This is a genomic window from Geodermatophilus nigrescens, from assembly GCF_900129495.1.
Classification (GTDB): Bacteria; Actinomycetota; Actinomycetes; order Mycobacteriales; family Geodermatophilaceae; genus Geodermatophilus; species Geodermatophilus nigrescens.
This window is the reverse complement of the sequence record NZ_FQVX01000002.1, coordinates 931,354-949,679: the sequence shown is the minus strand read 5'-3', so window position 1 is coordinate 949,679 and position 18,326 is coordinate 931,354. Positions and strand designations below refer to the sequence as shown.

Sequence of the window (18,326 nt, the reverse complement as noted above, 5' to 3'; positions counted from 1 at the left end):
GGAGCGATCTGGCTCCCGGGCAGCGGCCCCGGGCCGTCGGCCGCGGAGCGGGGAGGCCCCAGGTCCGGTGCGGCGTTTGACCGCGGTGCGGAGGGGGGATGACTCCCGGCTGGGTGGTGACGGGCTGGGGCTTCTCCATTGTAGCGACGTCACGGCGTGTGACCAGCGCCGCGAACGGCCCGCGGTCGCCCGGAAGGGGCGGGCGCGTCAGGGCTGGACCGGCGCCTCGGTGCCGCGCGCCTCGATCCGCTCCGCCGCGGCGAGTGCCGCGCCGACGATCCCGGCGTCGTTCTGCAGCTCCGCGGGGACGACCGGGGTGCGCGTGGTCAGCAGCGGCACCCACTTGTGCGCCTTCTTGCTCACCCCGCCGCCGACGATGATCAGGTCCGGCCACAGGCCGCCCTCCAGCACGTCGAGGTAGCGGTCCACGCGGGCCGCCCACTCGGGGTAGGAGAGCTCCTCGCGCTCGCGCACGGCGGCCGAGGCGCGGCGCTCGCCGTCGTGGCCGTCGACCTGGATGTGCCCGAACTCGGTGTTGGGCACGAGGTGGCCGTCGACGAACAGCGCGCTGCCGATGCCGGTGCCGAAGGTCAGCATGAGGACGACGCCGTCGCGGCCGCGGCCGGCGCCGTAGCGCATCTCGGCGAGCCCGGCGGCGTCGGCGTCGTTGAGCGTCTCGACCGTGCCGGGCACCAGCGCGGTGAGGCCGCCGTCGACGTCGGTGCCGATCCAGCTCTTGTCCATGTTCGCCGCGGTGTGCGCGACGCCCTTCTTCATGACGCCGGGGTAGGTGCACCCGATCCGCCCGGTCCACCCGAAGGAGCTCACGATCCCGGCGACGACGTCGTACACCGCCTCCGGGAGCGAGGGCTGCGGGGTCTCCACCCGCATCCGCTCGCCGATGAGAGTGCCCGCCTCCAGGTCGACCAGGCACCCCTTGATGCCGCTGCCGCCGATGTCCACGCCGAACCCCTGCACGGCGGTCACCCTAGTGACCGGCGCCGCAGTCCGGCGGGGTGCTCGGGCAGGATCCCCCGGGTGAGTGCCCCCGTGTCGCCCGCCGACCTGCTCGACCTGGCCGTCTCGACCGCCCGGGAGGCGGCCGAGCTGATCGTCCGCGAGCGCGGGTCGGCCGCGTCCGCCGTCGACGTGAAGTCCAGCCCCACCGACGTCGTCACCGCCGTCGACACGGCCTCGGAGCGGCTGATCACCCGGCGGCTGCTCGAGGCCCGGCCCGACGACGGGCTGCTGGGGGAGGAGGGCGCCGACCGCGCCGGCACCAGCGGCGTGCGCTGGGTGGTCGACCCGATCGACGGCACGGTCAACTTCCTCTACGGGCTGCGCGGCTACGCCGTCTCCATCGCCGCCGAGGTCGACGGCGCCACGGTGGCCGGCGCGGTGCTCGACGTGCCGACCGGCGACCTGTTCACCGCCACGGCCGGCGGCGGCGCGTTCCTGTCCACCCGAGAGGTGCCGGAGCCGGTGCGGCTGACCGGCAACCGTCCGGAGTCCCTCGGGCAGACGCTGGTGGCCACCGGCTTCGGCTACCGGGTCGAGCAGCGGCGGGCGCAGGGTGCCGTCGTCGCGCAGCTGCTGCCCGAGGTGCGCGACATCCGCCGGTACGGCTGCGCGTCGCTGGACCTGTGCGCCGCCGCGGCCGGGCGCGTCGACGCCTACTACGAGCTCAACCTCAAGCCCTGGGACCACGCGGCGGGCGCCCTGGTGGCCGCCGAGGCGGGCCTGGTGGTCACCGGGCTGCCGGGCCGGCCGTTCGCCGAGCCGATGGCGGTCGCGGTCCCCGCGACGGTCGCCCAGCCGCTGCTGGAGCTGCTCGACCGTCTCCACCCGTGACGTGCTGGAACGGCCCCGTCCTCCGGACGGGGTCCGTCAACAGGCGGCCTCGGCGCTCGCGATCGGGGTGAGGGTCGCCGCGACCTCCTCGGGGGTGGCCAGCGCCTGGAAGTCGGGCCCGATCACCAGGTCGACCGTGGCGGTGGCCCGGGTGTCGAGCAGGTCGCCGGCCCCGGGGAGGAACAGCGCCAGGTAGCGGGCCGCGTCGTTGCCGCGCGGGCCGTGGCGGACCTCGCCGGTGCCGGTGACCTCACGCTCGGTCGGGTCGTTGGCGATCTCCTCGACCACGAACCCGCGGGCCTGCAGCTCGGCGGCGACGGTGTTGGCCAGCCCGCCGCGGTCGGTGGCGTTGTAGACGCGGATCGACAGCGTGCTGGGGTCCAGCGACGGCGGCGCCGCGGCGGCGGTCTCGCAGGCGGCCTCGGCGGCCTCGGCGCGGGCCCCGGCGTCCTGGAAGACCTTCCACCACACGCCGAGCGCGGCGAGCGCCAGCACCAGGAGGAAGACCAGGGGAGGCAGCAGCCGGCGGTCCCTGCGGCGGCGCACCGGCGGGCTGTCGGTGCTGGTGCTCACGCTCGTCCTCCTCGGCGCCGACCCGCCACGGACCGGCGGGCCGCGCGGGGTCGGATCGGCCGGAGTCTAGGGGCGGCCGGCGGGGTCAGAGGGCACCGTCGTCGAGCGCGGCGCGTCCCAGCTCGACGCACGGGTCGATGCGGTCGGCGTAGCCGGAGGTGTCCTTGCCGGCCATCGCCCCGGCCGCCGAGCGGGCGACGATGCCGGCGACGATCGCGGCGAACTTGAAGAAGGCGAAGCCGACGTACCAGTCGAGGTCCTCGAGGCCGACGCCGGCCTGCTGCGCGTAGCGCTCGGCGATCTCGCGGCGGGTGGGGAAGCCGGGCAGCGTCGTCACGGGCGACAGCACGGGGCGGGTCTCGCCGGCCTCGGGCCAGTAGACGAACAGCATGCCGATGTCGGTGAGCGGGTCGCCCAGCGTCGACATCTCCCAGTCCAGCACCGCGCGGATGCCGCCGGGCCGCTCGGGGTCGAGCAGGCAGTTGTCGAGGCGGTAGTCGCCGTGGACGATCCCCGTGCGCTGCGTCTGCGGCACCGTCTCGGCCAGCCGCGCGGCGAGGGCGTCCATGCCCGGGCGGTCGCGGTCGCGGGTGGCGTCCCACTGCTTGGTCCAGCGGCGCACCTGCCGGGCCAGGAAGCCCTCGGGCCGGCCGAAGTCGTCCAGCCCCACCGACGCCGGGTCGACGGCGTGCAGCTGCGCCAGCACGTCGATGAGGCCGTCACCGACCTGCCGTCGCAGCTCGGGGGTGTCGGCGTACCCCGCCGGGATCTCGTCGACGACGTGCAGGCCGACGACGCGCTCCATCACGTAGAACGGCGCGCCGAGCACCTCGGGGTCGGTGCACAGGTGCAGCGTCCGCGGCACCGGGACCGGCGTCGGCCCGAGCGCGCTGATGACCCGGTGCTCCCGGGCCATGTCGTGCGCCGTGGCCAGCACCGCGCCGGTGGGCGGGCGCCGCAGGATCACCGCGTCGTCGGCCGACCCGCCCGCGGGCGTGACGACGTACGTGAGGTTCGACATGCCGGCCGCGACGAGGTCGACGGTCACCTCCCGCCAGCGCTCGTCGCCGAGGGCTGCGGCGAGGTACGGACCGACGACGGCGGGGTCAGCTCCCACGGCACTCGACACGCGCCGCAGGGTAACCTCCGGCACTCCGCTCCCCGACCCGCCCGTCCGGGCCCCGATCCGCGGCCCAGGAACGGCCGATGTGTCCCGTGTCCGAGCGTGGGCACAAACCGGGACCGCACGGCGTTGGGGGGCTGCCGGTCCGGCGCGGACGTCCCTCCCGGGGTCGTCCGGCAGCCGGTCCGGACACCGTCCAGCGGCCGCCCCGTGCGGCCGGCCAGGACGCCGGCGGCCACCGCCGCCGGCGCACGCCGCGGGTGCGCCCGCGAACGACCCCGGAGGAGGGGCACACCCCATGGCCACCGACTACGACGCCCCGCGCCGCAACGAGGCCGACGAGCTCGGCGAGGACTCCCTCGAGGAGCTCAAGGCCCGGCGCGCCGAGGCGCAGTCCAGCTCGGTCGACGTCGACGAGACCGACTTCAACGAGAGCCTCGAGCTGCCCGGCGCCGACCTGTCCAACGAGGAGCTGACCGTCCGCGTCCTGCCCAAGCAGGAGGACGAGTTCACCTGCTCGCGGTGCTTCCTCGTGCAGCACCGCAGCCGCCTGGCCGCCAGCCGCGGCAGCGAGAACTACTGCCGCGACTGCGCGGCCTGATCACGGGCCCCACGAGGGGCCCGGTCGGCGGCGTGACCGGCGCCGGCACCGGCGACGGCGTGCGGCGGGACGCACGGGGAGGGAGCAGACGATGACCGAGGAGACGAGGCGGACGGCTGCGCCCAGGGACGTCCCGCCGCCACGGCCCGTGCAGCGGGTCGCGGAGCCTGCGCCGGAGGAGTCCGGCCCCGGCTGGCTCGACCCCGACACCGGTCTGGGCCGCGCCGCCCGGGCGCTCGCCGACGCGGTCTCCGGGCTGCTCGGCGGCACCGACGACGCCGACGGCGACCGCGCCGGCGGCGCCGCTCCCGAGGGGCGCCGCTCGACGGCCGGCCTGCTGCGCGACGTCGTCGGCGCGGTCGCGTCGGCCGCGGCGTCCACCGCCGCGTCCGCCGCGGGGTCCGCCGCCACGTCCGCCGGGCGCCGTCAGGACCCGGCCGCGTCCGGCGACGACGACTCCCGCGGCCTCGGCACGGTCCTCGGCGAGCTGCTCGCCGCGGCCGCGCCCCGGCTGCCCATCCGCGACGCCGCCCGGATCCGCGCCGCCCACCCCGGGCGCTCGGACGAGGAGATCGCCGACGCGCTCACCACCCGGGCCGCCCGGATGACCGCCGCCGTCGGCGCGGCCACCGGCGGGCTGTCGGCGGCGCACTGGTTCGCGCCGCCGTCGCTGGTGGCCCTGCCGCTCGAGCTCGGCGCCGAGACGCTGCTCACCGCCGCCGTCGAGGTGGTCCTGCTCGGCGAGCTGCACGAGCTCTACGGCCGCCCGGCGGCCGGCAGCGACCGCGAGCGCGCCGCCGCGTACCTCGCGAGCTGGACCTCCCAGCGGGCCGTCGAGGGCGGCGCCCGGCAGGGGATGGGCACCGTGCTCGGCACCGCGGGGTTCCGGGCGCTGCGCCGCCGCCTGTCCCGCCGGCTGGCCCGCAACCTCGGGTCGGCCGCGCCGCTGCTCGTGGGCGCCGCGCTCGGCGGCCGCGGCAACCTCAAGGCCACCGAGACCCTCGCCCGGCGGGTGCGGTCCGACCTGCGCCGCCGCGACGCCTGAGCGCCGTGGTTAGGGTCGCCGTCGTGCCCGAGCCCGCCCCCGCACCCGCTCCGCTCGACGTCCCGGTGCGGCTCACCGGCGACGGCGCGCAGCCGCCCCGCTACGCCCTCCCCGGCGACGCGGGCGCGGACCTGACGCTGGCCGAGGACGTCGTCCTCGCGCCGTTCCAGCGGGCGCTGGTGGGCACGGGCGTGGCCGTCGCGATCCCCGAGGGGTATGCCGGTTTCGTGCACCCGCGCTCGGGCCTGGCCCACCGGCACGGGCTGAGCCTGGTCAACGCGCCGGGCACCATCGACGCCGGCTACCGGGGGGAGATCAAGGTGAACCTGGTCAACCTCGACCCGGAGACGCCGCTGACCCTGCGCCGCGGCGAGCGCGTCGCCCAGCTGGTCGTGCAGCCGGTGGTGCAGGCGCGCTTCGTCCCGGTCGAGGAGTTGCCGGCCAGCGTCCGCGGCGGGGCCGGTCACGGCTCCACCGGCCGGGCCGCGGGGAAGGAGGCCTGAGATGCCATTCGGACGACGACGCAACCGGATCGACCGCAGCCTGCGCGAGCGCGGGGTGCCGCCGGAGCCGCAGCACCGGGAGCGGGAGGTCGACGAGACAGCCGGGCCGTTCGACGCCGCCGACGCGCCCGACGACGGCCGCCCCCGCGTCGACCTCGGCGCGCTGCGGCTGCCCGCGGTGCCCGGCACGGAGCTGCGCGTGGACCTCAACCAGCAGCAGAAGGTCATCGGCGCCACGCTGCGCTACGGCGACTCCCTGCTGCAGCTGTCGGCGTTCGCCGCGCCGCGGGCCGCCGGCATCTGGGACGACGTCCGCGCCGACCTCGCGCGCAGCGCGTCGGGGCAGGGCGGGCGGCTCACCGAGGTCGAGGGCCCGTTCGGTCCCGAGCTCGCCGGCACGGTCCTCGTCACCCCGGCGGCCCAGCCCGGCGGCCCGCCGCCGAAGCCACAGCGCCGCGCGGCCCGCTTCCTCGGCGTCGACGGCCCGCGCTGGTTCCTGCGCGGCATGATCAGCGGCCCGGCGGCGGAGAACCCGGACGCGGCGGCCGTGCTGGAGGAGGCGTTCCGCCAGGTCGTCGTCGTCCGCGGCACCGACCCGATGCCGGTGCGCGAGCAGCTGCCGCTCACCCTCCCGGCCCAGGCCGCCGAGCAGCTGGCCCGCCAGCAGGCGGCGCAGCAGGCCGGGCAGCAGCAAACGGGGCGGCCCCCGGCGGCCCCGCCGGCGCAGGGGCAGCAGGCGCCGCCCGCCGGCCCGACCGCGTGAGCACCCGCACCCTCGCCTACGGCCCGCACCCCGACCAGTTCCTCGAGCTCACCCTCCCCGCGGCGCAGGGCCCGGCACCGGTGGCGGTCGTGCTGCACGGCGGGTTCTGGCGCGCCGCGTACGGCATCGAGCTGGCCCGCCCGCTGGCCGCCGACCTGGCCGCGGCCGGGTGGGCCGCCGTCGCCGTCGAGTACCGGCGCGTCGGCACCGGCGGCGGGTGGCCGGCCACGCTGGAGGACGTCGCCGCCGCGCTCGACGCCCTCGCGGGTACTGACGGCCTCGACCTCGGCGACGTCACCGTGATCGGCCACTCGGCCGGCGGGCACCTCGCCGCCTGGGCCGCCGGCCGCGCGCGCCTGCCCGAGGGCGCGCCCGGCGCCGCCCCGCGGGTGCGGGTGGCCGCCGCCGTGCTCCAGGCCGGCGTCCTCGACCTCGCCCGCGCCGCGGAGCAGGAGCTGGGCCGGCGCGCGACGCAGGAGTTCCTCGGCGGGGAGCCCGGCGCGGTGCCCGGCCGCTACGCCGCGGCCGACCCGGTGCGGCTGCTGCCCACCGGGGCCGACGTGCTGTGCGTGCACGGCACCGGCGACGACGTCGTCCCGCACGAGCAGAGCGAGCGCTACGCCGCGGCCGCCCGGGCCGCCGGCGACCGGGTCGAGGTGCGCGGCGTGCCCGGTGGGCACCGGGACGTCATCGACCCGGCGGGGGAGGGCTGGGCGGTCGTCCGCGACTGGCTGCGGGAGCGCGCCACCGCGCGTCGTGACGGCACTACCCTGGAGCCGTGACACAGACGCGTCCCGGTGGCTGGCTCGCCCGCACGCTGCAGCGACTCACCGCCGACGACTCCACGATCGACGCGCAGGAGCTGCGCGCCGAGGCCGACCGCGCCGGCTGCGAGCCGGTGAGCTCCTGTCGCAAGGGGGCGGTCGTGACCGTGACGGGCCGGCTGAAGTCGGTCGTCTACACCCCGCGCGAGACCGTCCCCACCCTCGAGGCCGAGCTCTTCGACGGCTCGGGCTCGGTCACCCTGGTGTGGCTCGGCCGGCGGCGCATCCCCGGCATCGAGCCGGGGCGCACGCTCACCGCGCGCGGGCGCTTCGCCAACTTCGACGGCCGCAAGGTCATCTACAACCCCTGGTACGAGCTGAGCGCCGGGTGACCTCCCCGGCCGACGACGGCGGCCGGCGCGACCCGGGGGGAGCAGCACCGCAGGAGCAGTCCGGGGACGCCGGCGGCGTGACCTTCGACCGCCACCTGGTGCTCGAGCAGCTCGGCGGCTGGCGCGGCATGGTCGACGCCACGCTGCCCACGGTGGCGTTCATCGTCGCCAACGCGATCGGCGACCTGCGCACCGGCATCTGGTGCGCGATCGGCGCGGCGCTGCTCGTGCTGGTCGTCCGGCTGGTGCGGCGGGAGAGCGTGCAGCAGGCCTTCAGCGGCCTGTTCGGCGTCGCCGTGGCCGTGGCCATCGCCGCCGCCTCCGGGCAGGCGCGCAACTACTTCGTGCCGGGCATCATCCGCAACGCCGTCATCGGCGTGGTGCTGCTCGGGTCGGTGCCGCTGCGCTGGCCGCTGGTCGGCGTGCTCGCCGAGTTCCTCGCGCCCAGCCACCTGGGGTCGATGGCCGCGCACTCGCTGCCCGGCCTGCGCCGCCGCGTCGACACCGCCCGCGCCCGCCTGCACCACCAGCCGCCGCCCCCGGCGCCCGCACCGGGCGCCCGGCCCGCCGACCCCGCCCCCGAGCGGCACTGGCGCGACGACCCGAAGGTGGTGCGCGCCTACGGCTGGCTGACCGTCATGTGGGCGGTCACCTTCCTGCTGCGGGTGGCGGTGCAGACACCGCTCTACCTCGCCAACGAGGAGGACCTGCTCGGGGTGGCCTCGCTCGTGCTCGGCCTGCCGGTCACCGCCGCGGCGCTCGCGGTGACCCTGTGGGTGGTCGCCCGGCTGCACCGGCACCGGGTGGAGACCGACGCCGGCGCGGCGCCGCCGGGCTGACCGCTCAGACCAGCCCGGCGGGGGAGAGCACCTGCTGCAGCTGCTCCTCGACGTCGGCGTGCGTGATGAACAGCAGCTCGTCGCCGACCTCGAGCGGCTCGTCGGGCGTGGGCGTGATGACCCGCTCGCCCCGCAGCATCGCCGTCAGCACCGTCTCCCGCGGCAGCGGCACCTCGCGCAGCGGCCGGCCCGCCCAGGGGGTGTCCTCGGCGAGGGTGATCTCCACCAGCGTCGCCGCGCCCTTGCGGAAGCTCATCAGCCGGACGACGTCGCCGACGGTCACCGCCTCCTCCACCAGCGCGGCCAGCACCCGCGGGGTGGAGACGGCGACGTCGACGCCCCACGCCTCGGTGTAGAGCCACTCGTTGCGCGGGTCCTTGACCCGGGCGACGACGCGGTTGACGGCGAACTCGGTCTTCGCCAGCAGCGACACGACCAGGTTGGCCTTGTCGTCGCCGGTGGCCGCGACGACGACGTCGCAGGTGGCCAGCTGGGCCTCCTCGAGGGAGGACACCTCGCAGGCGTCGGCCTGCACCCACTCCGCGCCGGGCACCGAGCGGGCGCGCACCTTGCGGCCGTCCTTCTCGATGAGCATCACGGTGTGGCCGTTGCTCAGCAGCTCCCCGGCGATCGACCGGCCGACCGCGCCGGCGCCCACGATGGCCACGCGCATCAGGCCCTGCCTCCCTCGGGGGACTCGATGGTCTGGTGCACGCGGTCGGAGATCTCGTCGGTGGCCGCGACGACGAGCTGGTCGCCGTCCTGCAGCACCGTCGACGGCGTGGGCAGCTGGGCCTCGCCGAAGCGCACCAGCCAGGCCGCGCGGGCGCCGGAGGCGGCCTCGAGCTCGGCGAGCTTGCGGCCCACCCAGCCGTCGGTGACGGTCACGCGCATCAGCAGCACCCGGCCGGTGGGCTCGCGCCACAGCTCGCTGACCTTGACCGACAGCAGCTCGCGCAGCAGCCGGTTCACCGTCCACGGGACGGTGGCCACGCTCGGGATGCCCATGCGCTCGAACACCTCGGCGCGCTTGGAGTCGTAGATCCGGGCGACGACGTGCTGGACGCCGAAGGTCTCCCGGGCCACCCGCGCGCTGATGATGTTGGAGTTGTCGCCGCTGCTCACCGCGGCGAAGGCGCCGGCGGAGTCGATGCCGGCGTCGAGCAGCACCTGCCGGTCGAAGCCCAGGCCGGTGACCTGGCGCCCGGTGAACTCCGGCCCCAGCCGGCGGAACGCCTCGGGGTCCTGGTCGATGACCGCCACGCTGTGGCCGATCTCCTCCAGCCGCCGGGCGATCGCCGAGCCGACACGGCCGCAGCCCATGACGACCACGTGCACGTGTCGCTCCCTCGGTCCTCGTGGCCGCGTGCCGTCGGCCCGCGTGCCGGGCGCGAAGCTACACCCGCTGCGGGGCGCGGACGCCCGCCGTCCACCCGCCCGGGCGAGCCGCCCGGCGCGGGCGGCACCCGGTGCCCCGGCGTCCGTACCATCGCCGCCGTGCCCAAGCTGTCCGACCTCGGGCAACTCCCGAAACGGCTCGTCCTGGGCCGACCGGTCCGCAGCGACCGGGCCGGCGAGTCGCTGCTCCCGAAGTCCCTCGCGCTGCCGATCTTCGCCAGCGACCCGCTCTCCTCGGTGGCCTACGCCACCCAGGAGGTCCTCATCGTCCTCACGCTGGCGGGGACGGCGTTCCTCTTCCTGGCCCCGTGGCTGGCCGTCGCCGTCGTCCTGCTGCTCGCGACGGTGGTGCTGTCCTACCGCCAGGTGGTGCACGCCTACCCCTCGGGCGGCGGCGACTACGAGGTCGCGATGAAGAACCACGGGCAGTTCGCCGGGTTGACGGTGGCCAGCGCGCTGCTCGTCGACTACGTGCTCACCGTGGCCGTGTCCGTGTCGGCCGGCACCGACAACATCATCTCGGCGTTCCCGGCGCTCAACGAGCACCGCGTGCTCATCGCCGTCGGCCTGGTGGCCCTGCTGGCCGCGACCAACCTGCGCGGCGTCCGGGAGTCGGGAAAGACGTTCGCCGTCCCGACGTACTTGTTCGTCGCCGGGATCATGGTGATGATCGTCACCGGGCTGATCCGCGACTTCTTCACCGACTCCCCGGTGGTCGCGGAGAGCGCGTCGTGGTCGGTGCTCCCCGAGGGCGGTTACGACAACCTGGGCGGCGTCGCGCTGGTGTTCTTCGCGCTGCGCGCCTTCGCCTCGGGGTGCACGGCGCTCACCGGCGTCGAGGCCATCGCCAACGGCGTGCCCGCCTTCCGGCCGCCCAAGTCGCGCAACGCCGCGACGACGCTCGCGCTCATGGGCGGGATCGCCGCGACGATGTTCGCCGGCGTGACGGCGCTCGCCCTGCTCGGCGACGTCCGGTACGCGGAGAACACCTGCGACCTCGTCGGCTTCCCCGGGAACTGCGAGACCGACCCGCAGCGCACCGTCATCGCCCAGCTCGCGGCCGCCACCTTCGGTGGGGACCAGTCACCCGGTTTCTTCTACATCCAGGCGGCCACCGCCCTGGTCCTCGTCCTCGCCGCCAACACCGCCTTCAACGGCTTCCCGCTGCTCGGCTCGGTGCTCGCGCAGGACCGCTTCCTCCCCCGCCAGCTGCACACCCGCGGCGACAAGCTCGTCTACAGCAACGGCATCCTGCTGCTTGCCGGCTTCGCGGTCCTGCTGATCGTGGCGTTCCAGGCCGATCCCAACCGGCTGATCCAGATGTACATCGTCGGGGTCTTCACCAGCTTCTCGATCGGCCAGTGGGGCATGGTCCGGCACTGGAACCGCGAGATCCGGCTGTCCGACGACGCCGCCGAGAAGCGCCGCATGCGCCGCTCGCAGGTCATCAACACCATCGGCGGCAGCCTGACCACGATCGTGCTGGTGATCATCGTGATCACGAAGTTCACCCGCGGCGCCTATCTCGTCATCCTGGTGATGCCGGTGCTGTTCCTGCTCATGCGGGCGATCAACCGCCACTACTCGCACGTCGCCCAGCAGCTCGTCCCCGACAGCGACGCGCGGCTGCTGCCCAGCAAGGTGCACGCCATCGTGCTGGTCTCCAAGGTGCACAAGCCGACGCTGCGGGCGCTGGCCTTCGCCCGCGCCACCCGGCCCGACGTGCTCACCGCGCTGACGGTCAACGTCGACGACGCCGACACCCGCGGGCTGCAGACCGACTGGGACCGCTACGACATCCCCGTCCCGCTCACGGTGCTGGAGTCGCCGTACCGGGAGATCACCCGGCCGGTCGTCGACTACGTCAAGGCGATCCGGCGGGCCAGCCCGCGCGAGCTGGTCATCGTGTTCGTGCCGCAGTACGTGGTCGGGCACTGGTGGGAGAACGTCCTGCACAACCAGAGCGCGCTGCGCCTGCGGGCCCGGCTGCAGTTCCAGCCCGGCGTCATGATCACCACGGTGCCGTGGCAGCTGGAGAGCTCGATCGGCCGCGAGGACGACCACCGCGACGGCCCGATGCCCGGCGACCTGCGCCGCGGCCTCACCGACGACCAGGTCGAGGCCACGCCGTATGGCTGAGCGGCGCGGGTCCGGGCGCCGCCGTCCCGGGGCCGGGCGGCCCCGCGCCGAGCGGCCCGACCGCGGCGGCGGGTGGACCGGCCGGGAGTTCGAGGTGGCCGTCGGCCCGGTGGCGCACGGCGGGCACTGCGTGGCCCGGCACGAGGGGCGCGTCGTCTTCGTCCGGCACGCGCTGCCGGGGGAGCGGGTCGTCGTCCGGGTCACCGAGGACCGCCAGCCCGGCTACTGCCGCGCGGACGCGGTCGAGGTGCTCGAGGCCGCCCCCGACCGGGTCGAGCGGCCCTGCCCGTACAGCGGGCCCGGGCGGTGCGGCGGCTGCGACTGGCAGCACGTGTCCTGGGAGGGCCAGCGACGGCTCAAGGCCGACGTCGTCCGCGAGCAGCTCACCCGCCTCGGCCGGCTCGACGCCGCCGACCCGCTGCTGACCGGCCTGGAGGTCGAGCCGCTGCCCGGCGGGCCGCTGCGCTGGCGGTCGCGGGCGCGCTTCGCCGTCGACCGGGCCGGGGTGCCGGGGCTGCGACGGCACCGCTCGCACGACGTCGTCGCGCTCGACGACTGCCCGATCACCGTGGAGCCGGCCGCCCGCGCCGTCCTGGACCGCCGCTGGCCCGGCGCCGGCGCGGTCGACGTCGCCGTGGACTCCGCCGGCACGGTCACGACCACGCGGCTCGACCGGCGCGGCGCGCCCACCTCCACCCGCGTGCTCGCCGCCGGGCAGGACGTGCCCGCCGAGCCCGCCGGCCGCGCCGGGCGCCGGGCGGGCGGGCGGGACTGGGAGGTCGAGGGCACCGGCTTCTGGCAGGTGCACGAGTCCGCCGCCGACGCGCTGGTCGCCGCGGTCACCGGGCTGGCCGCCGCGCGGCCGGGGGAGACCGTCCTCGACCTCTACGCCGGGGCGGGCCTGTTCGGCGGGGCGCTCGCGCCGTCGGTGGGGGACTCCGGCCGGGTGGTCTGCGTGGAGGCCGACGCCGAGGCGTGCGCCGCAGCGGAGGCCAACCTGGGCGGGCTGCCGCAGGCCGAGGTCTGGCAGGGCGAGGTGGACGCCGAGGGGCTCACCGGCCTGCTCGAGGAGCTCGGCGACGCCCCCGACGTCGTGGTGCTCGACCCGCCGCGCGCCGGCGCCGGCCCCGCGGTAAGCCGGGTGGTCGCGGGCACCGGGGCGCGCGCCGTCGTCTACGTGGCGTGCGACCCGGCGTCGCTGGGCCGCGACGTCGCCGCGCTCGCCGGCGCCGGGTACCGCCTGGCCGCGCTGCGCGCCTTCGACGCCTTCCCGATGACCGCGCACGTGGAGTGCGTCGCCCTGTTCGAGCCCGCCTGAGGACGCCGCGGGCCCCACGGCGGGCCGCGGCGCGGTAGGCACCGGGGCGTGCGGGTCCACGTCGTCACCCATCCCGAGGTCCGGGTCGACCCGGCCGTCCCCGTGCCCGAGTGGGGCCTGTCCGACGCCGGCCGCGCGCGCCTGGCCCACCTGGTCGCCCTGCCGTGGGTGCCGGACCTGGCCCGCATCGTGTCCAGCGCCGAGCACAAGGCGCGGGAGACGGCGGCCGCGCTGGCGGAGGTCACCGGCCTGCCGGTCGGCGTCGACCTGGAGCTGGGGGAGAACGACCGCTCGGCCACCGGCTTCCTGCCGCCCGCGGAGTTCGAGGCGACGGCGGACGCGTTCTTCGCCCGGCCCGCCGAGAGCGTCCGCGGCTGGGAGCGGGCGGTCGACGCGCAGGCCCGCGTGGTGGCCGCGGCCGCCCGGGCGGCCGCGGGCGCGGCCGGCGACGTCGCCGTCGTCTGCCACGGCGGGGTCGGCACGCTGCTGCTGTGCGCGGTGCTGGGCGTGCCGGTCGACCGCCGGTGGGACCAGCCCGGCCAGGGCAGCGTCTGGTCCTACGACCCCGCCACCGGCCGCGGCGCCGGCCCGTGGACCCGTCTCGGGCCGGGCGGTACGGAGCCGGTCGCTACGGTGGGACCGTGACCACCTGGGAGTACGCCTCGGTCATCACGGCCAACGACAACGAGTCGCAGCGCGCGGGGGTGAGCGTCAAGCTCCCCGGCGGCGGGCTCGAGCGGCAGCAGGGGGACACCAGCTCGGTGCTCAACCGGCTCGGCGGCGAGGGCTGGGAGCTGGTCAGCTACCACTCCAGCGGCGCCGGGACCTGGGGCTTCGAGCAGTTCTGGCTCAAGCGACAGACCAGCTGATCACGACCGGGTGACGGCCGACCGCGTCGGCTCGAACACCCGTTCGATCTCCGGCAGACTGCCGGTGTGGGAGCGAGCGTGCCGCCGGGCTGGCCGGAGCAGGTCCGGCCGCCGGGCGCGCCCGACTGGGAGCGCTCCGCCGTCACCTGGCTGTTCGACCTCGTGCCGCCGGACTACCGGGCGCACGAGGTGCTCCGCCGCTACCCGGTGCTGCTCGCCCGCATGGCCGCCGACCACGTCGGCGCCGGGCTGGAGGCGGCCCGGGCCGGCTGGCGGACGGTGCGCGTGGAGCTCGCCGACCACCTGCCGCCCGAGGCGGTGGAGGCCGCCGTCGCCGCCTACGAGCGCGAGGGTGCGCGGCTGGCGTCGGCCGCCCGCGGGGTGAGCGTGGTCGCCGGGGCGCTGCGGGGCGAGGTGTGGGTGCCCCGGCTCTGACCGGCCGGGCCCGGGGAGGCGGCACCCGGGGGCCCGGACGGTCGGCACGGGCCCCCGGGGCCCTCAGCCGGTGAGCCGGTCGGCCTCCCGGAGCGCGACCGCCACGGCGCCGAGCACCTCCGCGCGCGCCCCCAGCGAGCCGGGGACGACGGTGAGTTGCTCGGTGGCGGCGGGGATGGCGGACTGGGCGAGCGCGCGGCGCATCGGCTCGACCAGCAGGTCGCCGGCCGTGCCGAGCTCGCCGCCGACGACGATGCGGTCGGGGTTGAGCACGTTGACCAGCCCGCCGAGGACGACGCCGACCGAGGTGCCGGCGTCGGCGATGAGCCGCCGGCACGCCTGGTCGCCGTCCTCGGCCCCCTCGACCAGCGAGCGCAGGTCGGTGTAGTGCGGCGCGGCGGTGCGGATCGCCCGCAGCAGCGCGCTGCCCCCGGCGGTGAGCTCGAGACAGCCGCGGTTGCCGCAGCGGCACAGCGGCCCGGCCGGGTCGAGGCTGACGTGGCCCATCTCCCCGGCGGTGCCCGAGGTGCCGCGCAGCAGGCCGCCGTCGAACACCAGCGCGCCGCCGACGCCGGTGGCCATCTTCAGGTAGAGCGTGGAGCGGGAGCCGGTCCCGGCGCCCCAGCGCACCTCGGCGAGCGCGCCGAGGTTGGCGTCGTTCTCCACCACCACCGGCATGCCCAGCCGCTCCTGCAGCGCCGGCCCCGGGGTGCGCCCCGACCAGGCGGGCAGGATGTTCGAGCGGACGACGGTGCCCCGGCTGCTGGCCGAGCGCCCCACCACGGGCGTGGGCAGCCCGACCACCCCGCCGACGACGTCGCAGGTGCACGCCCCGACCCGGGCCAGCTCCTGCTCCACCTGCCCGGCGACCGTGTCGAGCACGGCGTCGGCGCCGAGGTCGGCCACCGGCAGCGTGGTGACGTGCTCGGCGACGATGCGGTGGGAGAGGTCGGCCACGGCGGTGCGGACGTGGGTGCGCCCGATGTCCATGCCGACGACGAGGCCGGCCTGCCGGGTCAGCTGCACGAGGCCCGCCGGGCGGCCGCCGGTGGGCAGGGCGTCGGAGGGGTCGGCGGGCGCGACCAGCCCGCGGTCGACGAGCTCGGACACGTAGCCGGACACCGTGGCCCGGGACAGGCCGGTCTGCTCGACCAGCTGTGCCCGGGTGGCCGGGCCGGTCACCCGCAGCGCCTCGACCAGCCGGCGCGAGGGCCCGCTGAGGTCGGGCAGCCACGGCCGGGGGTCCATCCGGTGATCGTGAGCACACCGTCGCCTTCTGTCAATCACCGACGGAACAGTCGTCCTCCGCCGGAGTGTCGGGGTCGGCGGGCGACGGAACGGTCCGCCCGGCCCCGCTTCGCCAGGAGGCAGGGGCCGTCGCGCGACTACAGTGGGTCGGCGGCCCCGTCGACGAGCCGTGTCCCTGCCGCCGACAGAGAGGACGACGCCGCGCCGTGTCGCTCCTGCGCTCGCTCCGCGACCCCGCCGACCTCCGGGCGCTGCCCGCCGAGCAGCTGCCCGCGCTGGCGGCGGAGATCCGTGACGCGCTGGTCACCAGCGTGGCCCGCACCGGCGGTCACCTCGGTCCCAACCTCGGCACCGTCGAGCTGACCATCGCCCTGCACCGGGTGTTCGAGTCGCCGCGCGAGCCGATCGTCTTCGACACCGGCCACCAGGCGTACGTGCACAAGATGCTCACCGGCCGCGTCGAGGGCTTCGACCGGCTGCGCCAGCGCGGCGGGCTGTCGGGCTACCCGTGCCGCGCCGAGAGCGAGCACGACTGGGTGGAGAACAGCCACGCCTCCACGGCGCTGTCCTACGCCGACGGGCTGGCCAAGGCGTACGCGGTCCGCGGCGACAAGCGCCCGGTCGTCGCCGTGATCGGCGACGGCGCGCTCACCGGCGGCATGGCCTGGGAGGCGCTCAACAACATCGCCGCGGCGAAGGACCGCCCGGTCGTCATCGTCGTCAACGACAACGGCCGGTCCTACTCGCCGACCATCGGCGGCGTGGCCGACGCGCTCGCCAGCCTGCGGCTGCGGCCCGGCTACGAGCAGGCGCTGCTGGCCATCCGCCAGGCGCTGCACCGGGCGCCCGTGGTCGGCTCGGCCCTCTACGACGCGCTGCACGGGCTGAAGAAGGGCGTCAAGGACGTCCTGGCGCCGCAGGGCATGTTCGAGGACCTCGGCCTCAAGTACGTCGGCCCGGTCGACGGCCACGACGTCGAGGTCATGGAGTCCGCCCTGCGCCGCGCCCGCTCCTTCGGCGGCCCGGTGATCGTGCACGCGGTCACCACCAAGGGCTTCGGGTACCCGCCGGCCGAGACCGACCAGATCGACGCCTGGCACGCCACCGGCGTCTTCGACCCCGACAGCGGCACCAGCCCCGCCGTCGCCCGCGACTGGACGACGGCGTTCTCCGACGAGCTGGTGCGCATCGGCGCCGAGCGGGCCGACGTCGTCGCGGTCACCGCCGCGATGCTGCACCCCACCGGCCTGGCCGCGTTCGCCGAGCGGTACCCCGAGCGCACCTTCGACGTCGGCATCGCCGAGCAGCACGCGCTCACCAGCGCCGCGGCCATGGCGATGGGCGGGCTGCACCCGGTGGTCGCCGTCTACTCGACCTTCCTCAACCGGGCCTTCGACCAGCTGCTCATGGACGTCGCGCTGCACGGGCAGCCGGTCACCGTCGTCCTCGACCGGGCCGGGGTCACCGGCACCGACGGCGCCTCGCACAACGGCATGTGGGACATGTCGATCTGCTCGGTCGTGCCGGGCCTGCGCCTGGCCGCGCCGCGCGACGAGCCCACCCTGCGGGAGGCGCTGCGCGAGTCGCTCGACGTGACCGACGGCCCCACGGTCGTGCGGTTCCCCAAGGGCGTCCCGCCGGTCGACATCCCGGCGCTGGAGCGGCGGGGCGCGGTCGACGTCCTGCGCCGCGGCGACCGCGACGACGTGCTGCTGGTCGCCGTCGGCTCCATGGTGCCGGTGAGCCTGGCCGCCGCCGAGCGCGCCGCCGACCACGGCATCGGCGTCACCGTCGTCGACCCGCGCTGGGTCGTGCCGGTGCCCGGCGAGCTGGTGGACCTGGCGGGGGAGCACCGGCTGGTCGTCACCGTGGAGGACGGCGGGCGGGCCGGCGGCGTCGGCACGCTGCTCAGCCGCGCGCTGCAGGACCGCGAGGTCGACGTGCCGGTGCGCACCCTGGGCCTGCCGCAGGCGTTCCTCGAGCACGGCAGCCGCGGTCAGGTGCTCGCCGACGCCGGCCTCACCGAGCAGGACGTGGCCCGGCGCATCGCCGAGTGGACCGCGGTGGTCGCCGAGCGCACCGAGGGGCAGCCGGCGGCCGTCGAGCCGGTCGACGGCGCCCAGCAGTAGCCGGAGGGGACCCGGTGCGGATCATCGCCGAGATCCAGGTCGCGCCCTCGCCCGCCGGGACGCCCGACGACCCGCACGCCTTCGTGGAGGCCGCCGTCCGGGTGATCCAGGCGTCCGGCCTGCACTCCGAGGTCGGGGCGCTGGGCACCACGCTGGAGGGCGACGCCGACGCCGTGTGGGCCACGCTGCGGGCCGCGCACGAGGCGATGCTGGCCGCGGGTGCCACCAGCGGCATCTCGCACGTCAAGGTCGCCTCGGTCGACCGGACGATCGAGAGCCTCACCCGCAAGTTCCGCTGAGACGCAGCACGATCAGGCCGCCTGATCGTGCCGCGTC

The 18,326-nt window shown here is 76.4% G+C and carries 21 protein-coding genes; 15 read left to right on the top strand and 6 right to left on the bottom strand.

Features of this window, described 5'->3' with window-relative positions; genetic code table 11:
- Positions 1-207: 207 nt before the first annotated feature.
- Positions 208-978 (bottom strand): polyphosphate--glucose phosphotransferase, encoded by a 771-nt coding sequence (ppgK, locus tag BUE37_RS12055; protein WP_217651219.1) that lies wholly within the window; start codon positions 976-978, stop codon positions 208-210.
- Between the two features lie 60 nt (positions 979-1,038).
- On the opposite strand from ppgK, the gene BUE37_RS12050 reads away from it, so the two are divergent.
- Positions 1,039-1,851, top strand: a complete 813-nt coding sequence (locus tag BUE37_RS12050) for an inositol monophosphatase family protein (protein WP_073420363.1) — start codon at positions 1,039-1,041, stop codon at positions 1,849-1,851.
- 36 nt (positions 1,852-1,887) lie between these two features.
- Here the strand turns inward: BUE37_RS12050 and BUE37_RS12045 are convergent, their stop codons facing one another.
- Positions 1,888-2,424, bottom strand: coding sequence for a LytR C-terminal domain-containing protein (locus BUE37_RS12045; RefSeq protein WP_073420362.1), 537 nt, complete (start codon positions 2,422-2,424; stop codon positions 1,888-1,890).
- Positions 2,425-2,509: 85 nt separating this feature from the next.
- Positions 2,510-3,553 carry a phosphotransferase family protein gene (locus BUE37_RS12040; protein ID WP_073420361.1) on the bottom strand — a complete coding sequence of 348 codons (1,044 nt, stop codon included), beginning with the start codon at positions 3,551-3,553 and terminating at the stop codon, positions 2,510-2,512.
- A 292-nt stretch (positions 3,554-3,845) separates the two neighbouring features.
- Here BUE37_RS12040 and BUE37_RS12035 point away from each other — a divergent pair, with 292 nt between their 5' ends.
- The 7 genes from BUE37_RS12035 to BUE37_RS12005 all read left to right on the top strand — a co-directional run bounded on the left by BUE37_RS12035 (position 3,846) and on the right by BUE37_RS12005 (position 8,454).
- Positions 3,846-4,148, top strand: a complete 303-nt coding sequence (locus BUE37_RS12035; protein WP_073420360.1) for a DUF4193 domain-containing protein — start codon at positions 3,846-3,848, stop codon at positions 4,146-4,148.
- A 148-nt stretch (positions 4,149-4,296) separates the two neighbouring features.
- Positions 4,297-5,193 carry a hypothetical protein gene (locus BUE37_RS12030; RefSeq protein WP_083628577.1) on the top strand — a complete coding sequence of 299 codons (897 nt, stop codon included), beginning with the start codon at positions 4,297-4,299 and terminating at the stop codon, positions 5,191-5,193.
- Positions 5,194-5,216: 23 nt separating this feature from the next.
- The gene (gene dut / locus BUE37_RS12025; RefSeq protein ID WP_073420358.1) at positions 5,217-5,696 is read left to right on the top strand and encodes a dUTP diphosphatase; all 480 of its coding nucleotides are present in this window, start codon (positions 5,217-5,219) and stop codon (positions 5,694-5,696) included.
- Position 5,697: 1 nt separating this feature from the next.
- On the top strand, positions 5,698-6,459 hold the full coding sequence (locus tag BUE37_RS12020) for a DUF3710 domain-containing protein (protein ID WP_073420357.1): 762 nt from the start codon (positions 5,698-5,700) through the stop codon (positions 6,457-6,459).
- Positions 6,456-7,241 (top strand): alpha/beta hydrolase family protein, encoded by a 786-nt coding sequence (locus BUE37_RS12015; protein ID WP_073420356.1) that lies wholly within the window; start codon positions 6,456-6,458, stop codon positions 7,239-7,241. The genes BUE37_RS12020 and BUE37_RS12015 overlap by 4 nt, the downstream gene beginning before the upstream one ends.
- Positions 7,238-7,615, top strand: coding sequence for an OB-fold nucleic acid binding domain-containing protein (locus tag BUE37_RS12010; RefSeq protein WP_073420355.1), 378 nt, complete (start codon positions 7,238-7,240; stop codon positions 7,613-7,615). Before BUE37_RS12015 ends, BUE37_RS12010 begins: the two co-directional genes overlap by 4 nt.
- On the top strand, positions 7,612-8,454 hold the full coding sequence (locus BUE37_RS12005; RefSeq protein ID WP_245794549.1) for a DUF3159 domain-containing protein: 843 nt from the start codon (positions 7,612-7,614) through the stop codon (positions 8,452-8,454). Before BUE37_RS12010 ends, BUE37_RS12005 begins: the two co-directional genes overlap by 4 nt.
- A 4-nt stretch (positions 8,455-8,458) precedes the next feature.
- Here the strand turns inward: BUE37_RS12005 and BUE37_RS12000 are convergent, their stop codons facing one another.
- Positions 8,459-9,127, bottom strand: coding sequence for a potassium channel family protein (locus tag BUE37_RS12000; protein ID WP_073420354.1), 669 nt, complete (start codon positions 9,125-9,127; stop codon positions 8,459-8,461).
- Positions 9,127-9,792 (bottom strand): potassium channel family protein, encoded by a 666-nt coding sequence (locus BUE37_RS11995; protein ID WP_073420353.1) that lies wholly within the window; start codon positions 9,790-9,792, stop codon positions 9,127-9,129. The genes BUE37_RS12000 and BUE37_RS11995 overlap by 1 nt, the downstream gene beginning before the upstream one ends.
- A gap of 159 nt (positions 9,793-9,951) precedes the next feature.
- Here BUE37_RS11995 and BUE37_RS11990 point away from each other — a divergent pair, with 159 nt between their 5' ends.
- The 5 genes from BUE37_RS11990 (at position 9,952) to BUE37_RS11970 (ending at position 14,613) form a co-directional block, all read left to right on the top strand.
- Positions 9,952-11,991, top strand: a complete 2,040-nt coding sequence (locus BUE37_RS11990) for an APC family permease (RefSeq protein ID WP_073420352.1) — start codon at positions 9,952-9,954, stop codon at positions 11,989-11,991.
- Positions 11,984-13,309: a class I SAM-dependent RNA methyltransferase gene (locus BUE37_RS11985; protein ID WP_083628576.1), complete on the top strand. Its 1,326-nt coding sequence runs from the start codon at positions 11,984-11,986 to the stop codon at positions 13,307-13,309. Before BUE37_RS11990 ends, BUE37_RS11985 begins: the two co-directional genes overlap by 8 nt.
- Positions 13,310-13,357: 48 nt before the next feature.
- Entirely contained in the window at positions 13,358-13,954 is a 597-nt protein-coding gene (locus BUE37_RS11980) for a histidine phosphatase family protein (RefSeq protein ID WP_073420351.1), read from the top strand.
- Entirely contained in the window at positions 13,951-14,178 is a 228-nt protein-coding gene (locus tag BUE37_RS11975) for a DUF4177 domain-containing protein (protein WP_073420350.1), read from the top strand. The genes BUE37_RS11980 and BUE37_RS11975 overlap by 4 nt, the downstream gene beginning before the upstream one ends.
- A 66-nt stretch (positions 14,179-14,244) precedes the next feature.
- On the top strand, positions 14,245-14,613 hold the full coding sequence (locus BUE37_RS11970) for a hypothetical protein (RefSeq protein ID WP_073420349.1): 369 nt from the start codon (positions 14,245-14,247) through the stop codon (positions 14,611-14,613).
- Positions 14,614-14,676: 63 nt separating this feature from the next.
- Here the strand turns inward: BUE37_RS11970 and BUE37_RS11965 are convergent, their stop codons facing one another.
- Positions 14,677-15,861, bottom strand: a complete 1,185-nt coding sequence (locus BUE37_RS11965; RefSeq protein WP_073420348.1) for an ROK family transcriptional regulator — start codon at positions 15,859-15,861, stop codon at positions 14,677-14,679.
- Between the two features lie 206 nt (positions 15,862-16,067).
- Here BUE37_RS11965 and dxs point away from each other — a divergent pair, with 206 nt between their 5' ends.
- Positions 16,068-17,990 carry a 1-deoxy-D-xylulose-5-phosphate synthase gene (gene dxs / locus BUE37_RS11960; protein ID WP_073420347.1) on the top strand — a complete coding sequence of 641 codons (1,923 nt, stop codon included), beginning with the start codon at positions 16,068-16,070 and terminating at the stop codon, positions 17,988-17,990.
- Between the two features lie 14 nt (positions 17,991-18,004).
- A complete protein-coding gene (locus BUE37_RS11955) occupies positions 18,005-18,289 on the top strand; it encodes a thiamine-binding protein (protein WP_073420346.1) in 285 nt (94 codons plus the stop codon).
- Positions 18,290-18,326 lie beyond the last annotated feature (37 nt).